Source organism: Paraburkholderia sediminicola (assembly GCF_902859805.1).
In the GTDB taxonomy this organism is placed as follows: Bacteria; Pseudomonadota; Gammaproteobacteria; order Burkholderiales; family Burkholderiaceae; genus Paraburkholderia; species Paraburkholderia sediminicola.
The window spans coordinates 70,820-83,504 of sequence record NZ_CADIKC010000013.1; the positions used below are offsets into that span (position 1 = coordinate 70,820).

At 64.5% G+C, this 12,685-nt stretch carries 14 protein-coding genes and 1 riboswitch; of the genes, 7 read left to right on the plus strand and 7 right to left on the minus strand.

The annotated features are described in order from the left end of the window. Positions 1 to 115 precede the first annotated feature (115 nt). The gene (locus R8871_RS32650) at positions 116 to 1,042 is read left to right on the plus strand and encodes a tyrosine-protein phosphatase (RefSeq protein ID WP_175054105.1); all 927 of its coding nucleotides are present in this window, start codon (positions 116 to 118) and stop codon (positions 1,040 to 1,042) included. 222 nt (positions 1,043 to 1,264) lie between these two features. Here R8871_RS32650 and R8871_RS32655 read toward each other — a convergent pair whose 3' ends face one another. Beyond that, complete coding sequence (locus tag R8871_RS32655; protein ID WP_175054106.1) at positions 1,265 to 2,536, minus strand: ATP-binding protein; 1,272 nt, start codon at positions 2,534 to 2,536, stop codon at positions 1,265 to 1,267. Next, positions 2,533 to 3,273, minus strand: coding sequence for a response regulator (locus tag R8871_RS32660; protein ID WP_093643412.1), 741 nt, complete (start codon positions 3,271 to 3,273; stop codon positions 2,533 to 2,535). The genes R8871_RS32655 and R8871_RS32660 overlap by 4 nt, the downstream gene beginning before the upstream one ends. Positions 3,274 to 3,746: 473 nt before the next feature. Here R8871_RS32660 and R8871_RS32665 point away from each other — a divergent pair, with 473 nt between their 5' ends. The 4 genes from R8871_RS32665 (at position 3,747) to R8871_RS32680 (ending at position 5,672) form a co-directional block, all read left to right on the plus strand. After that, positions 3,747 to 3,929 carry a hypothetical protein gene (locus R8871_RS32665; RefSeq protein WP_175054107.1) on the plus strand — a complete coding sequence of 61 codons (183 nt, stop codon included), beginning with the start codon at positions 3,747 to 3,749 and terminating at the stop codon, positions 3,927 to 3,929. A 45-nt stretch (positions 3,930 to 3,974) separates the two neighbouring features. Beyond that, positions 3,975 to 4,142 carry a DUF6726 family protein gene (locus tag R8871_RS32670; RefSeq protein WP_321207320.1) on the plus strand — a complete coding sequence of 56 codons (168 nt, stop codon included), beginning with the start codon at positions 3,975 to 3,977 and terminating at the stop codon, positions 4,140 to 4,142. 3 nt (positions 4,143 to 4,145) lie between these two features. Further along, a complete protein-coding gene (locus R8871_RS32675) occupies positions 4,146 to 4,868 on the plus strand; it encodes a hypothetical protein (protein WP_175054109.1) in 723 nt (240 codons plus the stop codon). Positions 4,869 to 5,000: 132 nt separating this feature from the next. Next, entirely contained in the window at positions 5,001 to 5,672 is a 672-nt protein-coding gene (locus tag R8871_RS32680; RefSeq protein ID WP_175054110.1) for a flagellar basal body L-ring protein FlgH, read from the plus strand. Positions 5,673 to 5,762: 90 nt separating this feature from the next. Here the strand turns inward: R8871_RS32680 and R8871_RS32685 are convergent, their stop codons facing one another. The 5 genes from R8871_RS32685 to R8871_RS32705 all read right to left on the minus strand — a co-directional run bounded on the left by R8871_RS32685 (position 5,763) and on the right by R8871_RS32705 (position 10,540). Next, positions 5,763 to 6,503: a response regulator gene (locus R8871_RS32685; RefSeq protein ID WP_175054111.1), complete on the minus strand. Its 741-nt coding sequence runs from the start codon at positions 6,501 to 6,503 to the stop codon at positions 5,763 to 5,765. 92 nt (positions 6,504 to 6,595) lie between these two features. Next, the gene (locus tag R8871_RS32690; protein ID WP_175054112.1) at positions 6,596 to 7,237 is read right to left on the minus strand and encodes a hypothetical protein; all 642 of its coding nucleotides are present in this window, start codon (positions 7,235 to 7,237) and stop codon (positions 6,596 to 6,598) included. Positions 7,238 to 7,327: 90 nt separating this feature from the next. Further along, positions 7,328 to 7,789, minus strand: a complete 462-nt coding sequence (locus R8871_RS32695) for a hypothetical protein (protein ID WP_175054113.1) — start codon at positions 7,787 to 7,789, stop codon at positions 7,328 to 7,330. Positions 7,790 to 7,955: 166 nt separating this feature from the next. After that, positions 7,956 to 8,729, minus strand: coding sequence for an SDR family NAD(P)-dependent oxidoreductase (locus R8871_RS32700; protein ID WP_175054173.1), 774 nt, complete (start codon positions 8,727 to 8,729; stop codon positions 7,956 to 7,958). A gap of 59 nt (positions 8,730 to 8,788) precedes the next feature. Beyond that, positions 8,789 to 10,540, minus strand: a complete 1,752-nt coding sequence (locus R8871_RS32705) for an ABC transporter ATP-binding protein/permease (RefSeq protein WP_175054114.1) — start codon at positions 10,538 to 10,540, stop codon at positions 8,789 to 8,791. 360 nt (positions 10,541 to 10,900) lie between these two features. Beyond that, a riboswitch (TPP riboswitch) is annotated at positions 10,901 to 11,024 on the plus strand. A gap of 229 nt (positions 11,025 to 11,253) precedes the next feature. Between R8871_RS32705 and R8871_RS32710 the strand changes: the two genes are divergently transcribed. Then, entirely contained in the window at positions 11,254 to 12,384 is a 1,131-nt protein-coding gene (locus R8871_RS32710; protein WP_175054115.1) for an FAD-dependent oxidoreductase, read from the plus strand. Between the two features lie 86 nt (positions 12,385 to 12,470). Next, complete coding sequence (gene thiS / locus R8871_RS32715; protein WP_175054116.1) at positions 12,471 to 12,668, plus strand: sulfur carrier protein ThiS; 198 nt, start codon at positions 12,471 to 12,473, stop codon at positions 12,666 to 12,668. The last annotated feature ends 17 nt before the right edge of the window (positions 12,669 to 12,685 follow it).

Below are 12,685 nucleotides of genomic sequence, written 5' to 3' on the forward strand. Positions count from 1 at the left end.
TCCGGTTCATTACCAACTACTACGAAGTAACCCGAAAAAAATTATTCGCCGTTAAACTGCGCCGGCAGCACTCAAGCTGGGAAAGTCCTATTCACGTCCGCACCCGTCATCCTTAATGTACGCAACCGCAAAAACCTGCTCGCCATCCCGTCGCTCCGCGAGTATGCCTTTGCGGGCTTATCAATCGCGCCGCGCATTCCTGAAATCTTCGGCAAGCGTGTTGCTGCTCTCCGGCATGGGCAGTTCGCTGCTGTCGGCTTGCGGGGGCGGAAATCTGGACGCCGATCAGCCGGAAACACCGCGCCTCGCCTCGGTAAGTAACTTCCGCGATGTGGCGGGCGCGGCTGCCGGCTATCCCACGGTTGACGGCAAACAGATGCGCCGCGGCGCTTTTTACCGCGCGAACACGCTGACCTTGAGCGCCGCCGACACGATCACGATCGACAAACTCGGCATCGCCTCGGTCTACGATCTGCGCACGCCCGGCGAAATCGCGCGTACCGCGGATATCCTGCCGGCCGGCGCGACATCGCAAGCGCTCGACGTGCTGGGTGTCAGCGACTTTGTCGCGCCAACCTTCGATACGGCAGCTGCCGCCGTCGCTTTCATGGAGGCTGAGGCGCGCGCCTATGTCACCGGCGCCGCCCAGCGAGTCGGCTACGGCGAGCTCCTCACGCGACTCGCCAACGGCGCCGGCGCGCAACTTTTTCATTCCAATGCGGGTAAGGATCGCGCCGGTTGGGTTGCGGCTCTCCTGCTCAGCATTGCCAACGTGCCGCTCGACGTCATCATGCAGGACTATCTGCTGAGCAACGTCTATCTGGCCCAGTCGATCGCGGCGCAGACCGAGACGATACGCGCGCAAAGCGGCGACCTGGTCGCTGCGAGCGAGTCGCCTCTGCTCACTGTCCAGGACAATTATCTGCAAGCGGGGTTCGACCAGGTGCAGGCGAGCTACGGCACGATGGCGAGCTATCTGACACAAGGCCTCGGCCTGTCTCAAGCGACCATTGACGCGTTGCACGACCGCCTCGTCGTCTGACTCGCGCTCACCGCGCCTGGTGCGCTGGTACGCCTGTTATTGCGCGGACCACACCGGCAGGTACAAACGAAAAAAAGTCCGCCCCAAATAAGCGGGCGGACAGAGAAGGGCGGCATCGAGGTTGCCGGGGGCGACTATAAGGCCGCAACCATCACGAAAGGCCATCTGGTAAGGGCGCGTAAGTGCCCATGCTCAACGCCGCTACACCCTTCCCGATCATCCTTACGCGTGTGCCGGCCCAACCGGCAATTCGATCCGTACTTCCAGGCCGCCTTGCACGTGATTGCGCACATGGCAGCGTCCGCCGCGATCGTGCGCGAGGCGCGCGACAATCGCGAGCCCCAGGCCGCAATGACCTTCGCCTCCACGGGCGGCGTCGAGCCGCACGAACGGTTTCATCGCCGCCGCGATGCGGTCGTCGGGAATGCCTGGGCCGTGGTCGCGCACGCTGATGACCCAACGGCTGTCATCGCGCGCCGTGGCGATATCCACCGGCGGTGAGCCGTGCTCGAGCGCGTTGTCGACAAGGTTCGTGACCAGCCGGTCGAGCAAGGTGCGCGGCAGCGTGAACGACGAACCGGCGCGCAGATCGAGCGTGAAGAGCGGTGTCTCGGCGCTGTCGCCGGCGGAAAACTGTTCCTGCAGGAATTCGTCGACTTCGACTGGCGGGCCGGTGTCGGCGGACTGGCCCGCAAACTCCAGAAACTGCTGGACGATGTTGGTCAGCGAGTCGACGTCGCGGATCAGGCCGGCCCGTTCGCTTTCCGCAACCAGGACGCTCGCACGCAGCTTGAGCCGCGTGAGCGGCGCTTTCAGGTCGTGCGCGACGCCGGCCAGCATCACCGCCTGGTCGTCTCCGGCCTCGTTCAGGCGCCGCATCATGTCGTTGAAGGAGCCGATCAGATCGCGTAGTTCGCGCGGGCCTTGAACGGTCACGGGCTCCGGCCGGCCGCCCGAACCGAACTCGCGGGCGGCATCGGCCACGCGCGACAGCGGTCGCTGCATCTGCCAGACCGCGAACAGCGACAGAATCAGCGCGGCCGCCAGCATCGAGACGGATTCGATCACGAAGCGCGGGCGCGGCGGCACGTCTACCGGCACGACAACCCAGTTCGATTTGCCGGGGAACAGCACCCATAGCTGCGGCGGGCGCAGGTCGTCGACGGCGATCTGCGTGCCGGGCGGCAGGTTCTCGCGCAAGTGCCGGCTCAATTCGACCAGCGGACGCTGATCCGGCGTGCGCAGGTGGACGCTCGACGGCATGTTCCAGGTGGGCACGAGGTGCACCCGCATGGCTGGCGCGAGCGCGGCGCCCTTCATTGGCTCGCCGTTGATGGCCTGCAGCACGAGCAGAATGCCGCGTGCGAAGCCGTCGATTTCGTGGCGCGGCGGCTGCATTACCACCAGTACGAACCACCCGGCCTGAATTGCGAACAACACCGCTGCCGACAATAACGCCATTCTGCCGAACAGCGTGTTCAGCGGGTTTCTCATGCGCTTGAGGCAGCCTCGTCGGCGAACGGTGTGCCGTCGGCGTCGGGCACGAATACGTAGCCCTTGCCGCGCACAGTCTGCACGTAGCAGGGATTGGACGGGTCGTCTTCGATCACGCGGCGCAGGCGCCAGATCGGCACGTCGAGGCTGCGATCGCGAAAGGCGAGATTGTCGCGATGCACGAGATCGTGGATCAGCACGCGCGACAGCACTTTGTACGGATTGTTGACGAAAATCTTTAGCAGGGCGAACTCGCTGTCGCGCAGCGGCAGCTTCGAGTCGTCGCGCGACAGTGCGCGCGTGGCGAAGTCGAGTTCGAACGGCCCGAAGCGATATGGCTTGCGGGCTTCCGGCGCGCTCGTGGTGGACGGCCCGCGGCGGCGCAGCACCGTATGGATACGCGCGAGCAGTTCGCGTGGGTCGAACGGCTTGGTCAGGTAGTCGTCCGCACCGAGCGAAAGCCCGACGATGCGGTCGGCCACCGTACCGCGCGCCGTCACGAAAATCACCGGAATGTCGTCGCCGGCGGCACGCAGCGCGGTGAGCGCGCGTAAGCCGTCGGTGTTCGGCATCATGATGTCGAGCACGACGACCGACGGCCGTTCACGTTCGAGCCGGCGTTGCAAATGGGTGCCGTCATGCAGCACTGACGCGTCGAAGCCGTTCGTCTGCAGAAACTTGCAAAGCAGATCGCGCACTACCGGGTCGTCGTCGACGATAAGGACCTGTGGATTCATAACGAAATTTTAGACTGGCACGCGCGGCGCGCGATCGACTGTTTTCTTACCAATGCTTACCCAGGCCCGCGCCGTGCCCGCCGGTCCGGGCGTGAGGCCCGCCACCAAAGGCTCACGGCATATTTCACGGCCGCCCTATCCAACAACGCGCCGGCAATGCACCGGCAACGCGCCGGCAACCCAACCGTAAGGCGTTGGCCCATCTGCCCATGCGCAGCGCGGCGTGGAACTCATTTTGCACCGCTTGAATTTCTTCGGGGAAAGAATCTGTGCGCAATTGCTACTGACGGCAAGGGGGCGCAACGGGTCGTAAGAACCGTGGAAAAGCGCGCGTTCCTTCGCGCATCGCCACTACGTGCGCGGCGAGATGATTCGTCGTGCAGTACGTTGCGCCGCATGCCGAAAACAGCCTAACGCCTTGGGCCCACGGCAGGCGGCGTGAAATCGAAACCTAGCGCCACGCGAGGCTCATCATGACCGTTCATAGCAATCTCAGCTCAACCCGCTTTTCTTCGCTCGCGCCCACGCCGCCAGCGGAAAAACCCGCAGCCCCGACCAACTCGCTGGCCACGCCGCAGACCAGGGAAGCCGCTAGCGAGGCGCCTCCTTCGCTGCCGGCGGGGCTGGTCGGGCATCACGTCAACACGACTGCTTGACGCACCGAGGCCCGTGTGTCGACCTCGAGCATTCCTGAGCGTTTCATCCGTGTCGCTGCGTGGTTGACGCTGGGCGCGGCGCTGCTGCCACTCGGTGGCTGCGCCGTCGCCGCGCTGCCGTGCCGCCTGACGTCGGCCACACTGAAAATCATCCCGGTCGTCGGCCATGCCGCGGCCACCCCGTTCGACATGTGTTCATCCGCGATCGACTGAATCATGACACTCAAACGGTTTGCCTGCGTGGTGGCGCTGCTGGGCGGCGCGTTCTCGATGCTCGCTGCGGCGCAGCCCGTCGTGCGCGAAGCGAACGCGGCTAACGCCGCTAACGCAGCGTCGAAGGCCGCTTCCGCTGACGCACGTCGGCGCTCGCAGGACGCACCGTTTGCGTTTCGCGGTATTGCGCTCGGCATCACGCTCGACGAATTCCGCGCGGGTTCGACCGTGCGCGCTACGCCGATTGGCAGCGTGCCCGTCTGCGAGACGGACGTGCAGGCAGGCGCGCTCGGCATGCGGTTGAAATCGCGCGAGAGTCTGACGGTGGCTTGCCGCTGGGCGCATCGCGCGGACGACGGCTGGGCGGTGTCGCAAGCCGTTGTCGACGGCGCGCCGTCGCTGGAACACGTGCTGCGCTTTGCGCGTGTCGACGGCCAGAGCGCGCTGCGTCTGTACGAGATTTCCTTTGTGATCGACGAAATTACCGCCGAAGACTTGCGCGACGCACTCGCGGACCGCTATGGCACGCCGCGTCTGGTGACGCAAAGCGTGTCGTCATCGGGCGCGCTGCCGGTCTACGTATGGGAAAACGCGGTGAGTTCGATCACGTTGTGTTTTCTGCCAGGCACCCGCAACGGCACGCTCACCTATTTGCTGAAAGGCTCGGACGCATGGGTGAAATCGGTCGTGCGGCAATGGCAGGCGAGCGGCGCCGAGGCGGGGTGATGTCAGGCCTCATCTGTCGCGCTGATTGCGGTCCCATGCGCGGCTCAGATTGCATTGTTGAACTCAGCGTCGGCATCAGGCACGACCGCAAAGTCCGTTTTTTTACCCGGCCGATCCGGCCAAGGAGCATGCATGACTGCGCTACGTCTCACTGTCGCGCTGGGCGCGGCGGCCTGCCTCGCGGCTTGCGGGAGCGGCCAACAGCCGTCAATCGTCGAAACGCCAATGTCGCCGCCGCTCGCGTCGGCGCCGCTGAACGTCAACACGCAAGGTGCGATCTATCAGGCCGGCGCGCCCTTGCTGCTCTACGAAACCCCGCGTGCGCAGCATATCGGCGACGTGCTGACGATCCGCTTGTCGGAATCCTACAGCGGCAACAACAGCGCGACCGCCGCCGCGAGCCGTTCGAGCAGCATCACCGCGACCGCCGCCGATCAGTCGACCAATGCCGCCGCGCGGCTTGCGAGGCTATTCAACATCGGCTCGGCCAGTACTGAATACAAGGGACAGGGCAGCCTCACCGACATCAGCGGCATGACCGGCACGCTGGCCGTGACCGTGATCGGGACGATGTCGACCGGCAATCTGGTGGTGTCGGGTGAGAAGGTGATCGCGATGAGCGGCAATCGTGACCGCCTGCGTTTGTCGGGCATCGTCAATCCGAAGGATATCGAAGCAGGCAATTACGTGGCGTCCAGCAAGGTCGCGAACGCGCGCATCGAGCAGGCCGGCGTGGGGATGGTGTCCGACTCCACCACGATGGGCTGGCTGCAGAGAATGTTTCTGAGCGTGCTGACGTTTTAGCGGCGTGTGCGTGAGATGCGCGAGATGCGTGACACGCCGCGCAGGTTTTCTCAAGTCCGATGCCTCGCGCCGGGTGCTCCCCGGCAAGCATCACGCAAGCGGCGGCGCGTCGCGCTCCGCAGCGCCGATTTCACCGTCCGGCACGAACACGTAGCCGCGTCCCCAGACGGTCTGCACATAGCGAGGCTCGGACGGATCCACTTCGATCAGCCGCCGCAAACGCCAGATCGAGACGTCGAGACTGCGATTGCGATGCACCTCGCTATTGCCGTGCAGTTTCTCCAGCAACTGCGCGCGCGTAAGTACGGTCATTGAGTGCGTGACGAACACCTTAAGCATCGCGAATTCGCTCGAACGCAGCGGAATCCGCTCACCGTCGCGGCGCAATTCGCGCGCCGGAAAATTCACCTCGAAACGACCGAAGCGATAGGGCGCGCGGTGTTCCGGCGCGCTCGGCGCAATCGTGCCGCGTCGGCGCAGGACCGTGCGAATCCGCGCGACCAGCTCGCTCGGTTCGAATGGCTTGCCGAGATAGTCGTCGGCGCCGAGTTCGAGGCCGATCACGCGGTCGATCGGATCGGCGCGTGCGGTCAGCAGGATCACAGGAATATCGTCGCCGGCGACGCGTAATGCGCGCAGCGCGCTAATGCCGTCGAGCTCCGGCATCATGATGTCGAGCACGACCAGCGCGGGACGTTCGTCCTGCAAGCTACGCTGCAGCGCCATGCCGTGTTCGAGCGTGGACACCTTGAAGCCACGCCCCACCAGATATTCGCTGACGAGCTCACGTACGACGGGGTCGTCATCGACGACCAGAATGGATTGGTTCATCCAGGTCATCTTAGTGATCCACGCGAGCGGCGCAAAGCGCGAAACGCTTTCGAATCCTTTCCCGTGTAAGAGAAAGCAAGCAGGCCTTGCGCCTAGTTCGCCAGCGATGTCTGGATGGTCTGCATCGGTTGCCGGGCCAGTTGGGTCTGATCGACCACCATCTTGTCGATCAGGCCATTGAGTTTGGTTGAGGCGGTAGAGAAGCGGTCGGTGTTGAGGCCGCCGGTCTGGTAACGCGCGGTGACGAGAATGCGACCGTGCTGGATTAACGTCAGATCGATGATCGACAGATACTGGATCGTTTCGTCGCTGAACGAACGGCGGCCGTAATCGATTGCGGCGTTGTAGACGAGGCGCGCCTCGCACCCGGCGGGTGAGGTGCCCGGATTGTAGACGTCCGAACGAATGCCGTGCCGGTCAAGCGCAAGCTGCAGCGCCGGCACGAAATCGCCGACCGTCACAGTCTGATTTACTTCGATGCAGACGTTATGCACGTCCGCCGGGCGGCCATTGATGAAGGTCGGCGACGAGTAGTTCGCCGCGATCGCGTAGCCGGCCTGAATCACGGAGCCGGTGGCGTCGGCCGCCGAGATCAGCGTCCACGCGCAGCCGTTCAGACCGCAGGCAAGGGTGGCCGAAGCGGCAAGCCACGCACAAGGCCGCCGCAACATGACCCACGCGGCCATTGGGGCCCGCGTGAAAGCGTAAGCGCGCAAGCTTGGCATAGAGGTCATGATGCGGTGCCTGGTGGCGGTGAGGAAGTGCGGCGAATGACAACGGGTCCCAGCGGAAACGCAGCGGAGCGTGGCAAAAACGGCCCACGCTCAGCGCGTGACGCGCAGGCGCAGCTCGTTTTGCCCTTGCACGCTGGCCGTCACGTTCACGCGCCGGTCTTCGGTGGTCACGATGAAATGCTGACGCGTCGGCGTGTTGACGTCGTGCACCACGTTCGGAAAGCAGGCGGCGATATCGGCGCCGAATTCTTCGAGCGGATCGTTGACGACACCGTCGGCTTGCCAGTGTGCGCGCCAGTGGCAATCGTAGGCATGCGTGTTGGCGCGGCAGTCGTCCATGGCCGATACGCCCGGCAGTTGCGCGGCAGGTTGCGCGTGCAGCTGCTTGAAGTCGGGTGCGTCGACGATGTGTTTGAGCGCGGGGCAAACATCCGCCGGCTCATTGGGCTGGGTGGCTTGCGCAGCGTACGCGGCGCTCGTGAGCAGCAGGGCTGCGCCAAGCGCAAGCGCTGCGCGCTGGGTCAAAGGATAGAAGCGGCGATCGAATGACATGTGCGGAGAGTCCAGTAGCAGTAAGGGGCGGGGCGGGCGGCGCGTGGTACGGCCCGCACGACTATCGTCGCTGCTACAGGGGATTTTCAAAGGGCGGAACAGCTTGCCCGCTTCGCAAATGCTTTCGAACTGTTCTCGCGTGTTTCCGGATGTTGCGGCGCGCTGCCTAACCGAGCGTCAGGCCGCCGTCGATATGAATCACCTGGCCGGTGATGTGACGCGCTTCGTCGGAGAGCAGGAAGGCGATCAGCGCGGCGATATCCGCGGGTTCGGCGACGTGGCCGAGCGGCGTCGCTTCGGCGGCGCGCGTCCACACCGATGCATTATCGGCACTTGGGCCGCGATCTTTACGGGTATAGCCGGGCGCGACGCAGTTGACCGTCACGCCATGCGGCGCAAGTTCGGCGGCGGCGGTTTTGGCCAGTGACTCGATCGCCGCTTTCGCCGCAGCCGTTGCGGCGAACGGCGCATCCACGCGATAGCGATGCGCGACGAAGGAACTGAGCGCGACCACGCGACCTCGCTTCGAGGTTTCCAGAGCGGGCGTCGCACGCTTGACGAGCGCGGCGAACGCGGCCGGCATGGCGGCGAAGGCAGCGCTGAACACATCCGCATCGAGTGCGTTGAGCGTTTGCCGTTGCGCGTGGCCAGCGTTCGCTACCAGCTGATCAAGCGCGCCGAAGCTCGCGAGCGTTTGATGAATCACGTGTTCCGCAGCGCCGCGTTCGGCGAGATCGCCGAACACCGTCGCGCAGCGCGCGCCGTTCGCGCCGCAATCGGCGGCCACTTGTGCAAGACGCTGGCGCGCTTCGTCGTCGGCGCCGCGTGCATGCAGCATCAACGCGGTGCGCGGCGCGGCGATGCGCCGGGCCAGTGCGGCGCCGATGCCGGAGCCCGCGCCGGTGATCAGGACAACCCGATCGGGGCCGGCGTCAGCCATGCCAGTCGTGCTGCTTGCGTCACCGGCGCTGCTCATGTCGCTCGAGTTGCTCATGCTGTTCACGCGGCGATCGGTTCGCCCGAGCGCTCGACGTCGAGCGTTTCGTCATGGAACGCCGCAAGCGATTCGCGATGTGCCACGCTGACGATCGCCGCCTGCGGCAGCCGCTCGGTGAATACATGATAGAGGCGTGCCTCGTTTTCCGAGTCGAGCGCGCTGGTCGCCTCATCGAGGAACAGGTAGTCCGGTTTGTGCAGCAGCACGCGCGCGCCGGCGAGACGCTGTTGTTCACCCGGCGAGAGAATGCGCGTCCAGTGCCCCGATTCCTGCAGACGGTCGGCGTACTCCGACAGGCGGCAGGTGATCAGTGCTTCGCGGCATTCGTCGTCGGTGTAGGTGTCTGCAGAAGACGGATAGGTGAGCGCCGCCTTCAGCGTGCCGATCGGCATGTAGCTGACCTGCGGGATGAACATCATGCGCGCGTTGACCGGTGCGTCGATCGAGCCGTCGCCGAACGGCCACAAGCCGGCGAGCGCACGCATCAGCGTGCTCTTGCCGGAGCCGGACGGACCCCGCACCAGCCAGCGCGAGCCCGGCTTGATCGCGATATCGCGGATGCGCGACAACGGGTTGCCGTTCGGCAGCGCAAGCTGGAGGCCTTCTGTTGTGAGCTGGTCTTCGTCGACGAAATGCAGATTGATGCCGCCATGCGCGGTAGCGGGGGACACCGATTCCTTCAGACGCGGCGCATGCACGATGCGCTTGAATTCACGCAACCGGTTCACGGTAGCGCGCCATTCAACGAGGCTGCCGTAACTATTGATGAACCACGAAAACGAATCGCTGACGGTACCGAATGCGCTCGAGATCTGCATCAGTACGCCGAACGTGAAAGCGCCCGCAAAGTAGCGGGGTGCGGCGACCACCAGCGGAAAGATGATTGCAATCTGGCCGTAGAAGGCCGTCACGAAGGTGAGCCGCTTGGTGTACTTCATCACCTGCCACCAGTTGTCGCGGATGCGGCCGAACAAGGAGTGCGTGTTCTTCTTCTCCGTCTCCATGCCGTCGTAGAAGGCGATCTGCTCGGCGTTTTCACGCAGACGGATCAGACCGAAACGGAAATCCGCCTCGACTTTTTGCGCCTGGTAATTGATCGACACGAGCGGATGGCCGACCTTCTGGATAATCACTGAGCCGACCACCGCGTATAGCGCTGCGGCCCACACCATGTAGCCCGGAATCTGCACCGGCATGCCGCCGAGCGAAACGGTCAGCGCACCGGCCAGCGACCACAGGATCGTCATGAACGAGACCAGCGTGACGACCGTGGACAGCAGATCGAGGGTCAACGAAAGCGTGCTGGTGGCGAGCGATTGCAAGTCGTCGCTGATCCGCTGGTCGGGGTTGTCGGCGAGCCGGTCGCGTTCGATCCGGTAGAAAGCGCTGTCGTGCAACCATTCGTTGAGATAACGCGTGGTCAGCCACTGGCGCCAGCGGAAGCCGAGCATCTGGCGTAGATAGCGGCCGTACACGGCAAGGATGATGAAGCCGAATGCGAGCCCCGAGAACACCATCAGCAGGTGCGGGAAATCGTGCACGTTCTTCGTTTGCAGCGCGTTGTAGAAGTCGGCGCTCCAGCGGTTCAGGCGCACGTTGATCCACACGATGAGCAGGTTTATCACGACGATCGTGATGAGCAGCGCCCATGCCGTTTTTCGTTCTTCGGAAACCCAGTAAGGTTTGATCAGGCTCCATGCGGAGACTTTTTCGTCCGGCGGCAGCGCGGGGCTGGAAGCGGTATTCGGTGTCATGAGCATCCTGGTGAAGTGCTGGCCCGCGTCGGGCGGCCCCAGTCGGGCCGGCCCAACGGCGGGTTTGCGGTGCGTGCCCCGGGCGTCGTGCTCGACGAACGCACGTCCGGGTGAGCGACCGATTCTGGCGCGAAGCCCTTAAGTGAAAATTAATTTCCGCTCTGAGCTCCCGCCTCGATGCCGCTGGCGCGCGGGCGGCCAGGCATGTCACCCGCGCACCAGTGGCATCCGGTCCTGGCATTGTGCCAGAGCGCTGCATCCGGCCGTATTGATGAATCGAAAGATAGTGACGGATCAACGGCGTGTGACGCCGGAGGCCGTTGGTTTGCGGGCGCCGCGCCTTTTATGGTCTAATGACCTTCGACGAAACAGGGGTGCTTTGCCCACAGGCAGCGTGATTTTCACGCAGCGGCGGCGAGGCTGAGAGAGACCCTTTGCACCCGATCCGGGTAATACCGGCGCGGGAAGTTTCCGGAAGCAGCCAGTCTTCCATTCCCCGCCGGGCGGCGTCCGTCATTGGACGTGCTTATTGCCCGGCCGGCCTCACCCGCCGGTTTCGTCCTGGGTACGTGCGTTTTTTTGCCGTACGGAAAGGACTCGATGACCGCCTATTCTTCAGACATGTGTTTTGCTCTTCACCGCGTTTTCGTCGGTTGTGTCGGCGCGCCGTGCTGCTTGAGCGTTGCTTGCCGCTGTAACTCGGAGTGCGTGCGATGAATCGTTTAGCTCAACCCGATTTCGCCGTGCTCGGCGGTGGGCTGTGCGGACGCCTCGTTGCGTGGCGTCTTGCCGGTGAAGGACATCGCGTGGCGCTCTATGAGCGCGGCGATGCCGCGGGTACGCAAGCGGCAGCCTGGGTCGCCGCCGCGATGCTGGCGCCGCTCGCCGAAGCCGCAAGTGCCGAATTGCTGATCACCCGTCTGGGCGCAAGTTCGCTCGACACCTGGCCGCGCGTGCTGGCCGAATTGCCCGAACCGGTGTTTTTCCAGCGCAATGGCACGCTGGTCGTATGGCATCACGCCGACCGCACCGAAGCGCCGCTGTTCGAACGCCGGGTGCGCTCAAACGCGCCTGCCGAGTTGCTCGACGGCGGCTTCGTGACGCTGGCGGGCGCTCAACTCGGCGCCGCCGAGCCCGCATTGGCGGGCCGCTTCAACCAGGGCTGGTTGCTGCCGCGCGAAGGCCAGCTGGATAACCGTCAGGTGTTGACCGCGCTCGCCGCGGGACTTGCCCAGCGTGGTGTCGAAACGCACTGGAACACGCCGGTCGACGATCATGCGCTGCCGGCTGCCTGCATCACGATCGACTGCCGGGGGTTGGGCGCGAAGCCGGTGCTGCCTACGTTGCGTGGCATTCGCGGTGAAGTCGCCCGCGTGCATGCGCCGGGTATCAAGCTGACGCGGCCGGTGCGCCTGCTGCATCCGCGCTACCCGCTGTATATCGCGCCGAAGCAGGACGATCTCTACGTGATCGGCGCGACCGAAGTCGAAGGCGAGGACATGTCGCCCGTCAGCGTGCGCTCGGCGCTCGAGCTGCTGAGTGCGGCGTTTTCCGTGCATCCTGGCTTCGGCGAGGCACGCATCCTCGAACTGAATTCGCAGTGCCGCCCGACTTTGCCGGACCACCGTCCGGCCTTGCTGTGGGATGGCGCGCAGACATTGCGCGTGAACGGCCTGTACCGGCACGGCTACATGATCGTGCCCGAAGTTGCCGACGAAGCTGTGCGCTTCGCCGCAGCGCTGCTCGACGGCCGCATCGGCGACGCCGATGCTTTCGCCGACTGGCAAAATGCCGCGCGCTGGAGCGAGCTGTTTCAACTGGACGCCACGCGGGAGCCGGCATGAGCGTTGCGCGCCTGCGGGTGAAATAACCGCGGGCAAACAAGGGCGCCGTGCCGTTACCGCTATCGATTGAACCGTATTCGAACACCATGGACATTCATATCAATCAGAAGCCGTTGTCGTTGCCCGAAGGCGCGACTGTCGCCGATGCGCTCGCCGCGTTCGGCGCGCGTCCGCCATTTGCGGTCGCACTGAACGGCGATTTCGTCGCGCGCACCCAACATGCGGCGCGCTCGCTGCAGCCGGGCGACAAGCTCGATGTCGTGCAACCCGTGGCCGGCGGTTAAGCCCCGCGCCACGCCTT

What these genes read in the sequence shown, in the direction of transcription:
- R8871_RS32650 (WP_175054105.1), top strand. Translation starts at nt 116, where the DNA reads ATGTACGCAACCGCAAAAACCTGCTCGCCATCCCGTCGCTCCGCGAGT.
- R8871_RS32655 (WP_175054106.1), bottom strand. Translation starts at nt 2,536, where the DNA reads ATGAGAAACCCGCTGAACACGCTGTTCGGCAGAATGGCGTTATTGTCG.
- R8871_RS32660 (WP_093643412.1), bottom strand. Translation starts at nt 3,273, where the DNA reads ATGAATCCACAGGTCCTTATCGTCGACGACGACCCGGTAGTGCGCGAT.
- R8871_RS32665 (WP_175054107.1), top strand. Translation starts at nt 3,747, where the DNA reads ATGACCGTTCATAGCAATCTCAGCTCAACCCGCTTTTCTTCGCTCGCG.
- R8871_RS32675 (WP_175054109.1), top strand. Translation starts at nt 4,146, where the DNA reads ATGACACTCAAACGGTTTGCCTGCGTGGTGGCGCTGCTGGGCGGCGCG.
- R8871_RS32680 (WP_175054110.1), top strand. Translation starts at nt 5,001, where the DNA reads ATGACTGCGCTACGTCTCACTGTCGCGCTGGGCGCGGCGGCCTGCCTC.
- R8871_RS32685 (WP_175054111.1), bottom strand. Translation starts at nt 6,503, where the DNA reads ATGAACCAATCCATTCTGGTCGTCGATGACGACCCCGTCGTACGTGAG.
- R8871_RS32690 (WP_175054112.1), bottom strand. Translation starts at nt 7,237, where the DNA reads ATGACCTCTATGCCAAGCTTGCGCGCTTACGCTTTCACGCGGGCCCCA.
- R8871_RS32695 (WP_175054113.1), bottom strand. Translation starts at nt 7,789, where the DNA reads ATGTCATTCGATCGCCGCTTCTATCCTTTGACCCAGCGCGCAGCGCTT.
- R8871_RS32700 (WP_175054173.1), bottom strand. Translation starts at nt 8,729, where the DNA reads ATGGCTGACGCCGGCCCCGATCGGGTTGTCCTGATCACCGGCGCGGGC.
- R8871_RS32705 (WP_175054114.1), bottom strand. Translation starts at nt 10,540, where the DNA reads ATGACACCGAATACCGCTTCCAGCCCCGCGCTGCCGCCGGACGAAAAA.
- R8871_RS32710 (WP_175054115.1), top strand. Translation starts at nt 11,254, where the DNA reads ATGAATCGTTTAGCTCAACCCGATTTCGCCGTGCTCGGCGGTGGGCTG.
- thiS (WP_175054116.1), top strand. Translation starts at nt 12,471, where the DNA reads ATGGACATTCATATCAATCAGAAGCCGTTGTCGTTGCCCGAAGGCGCG.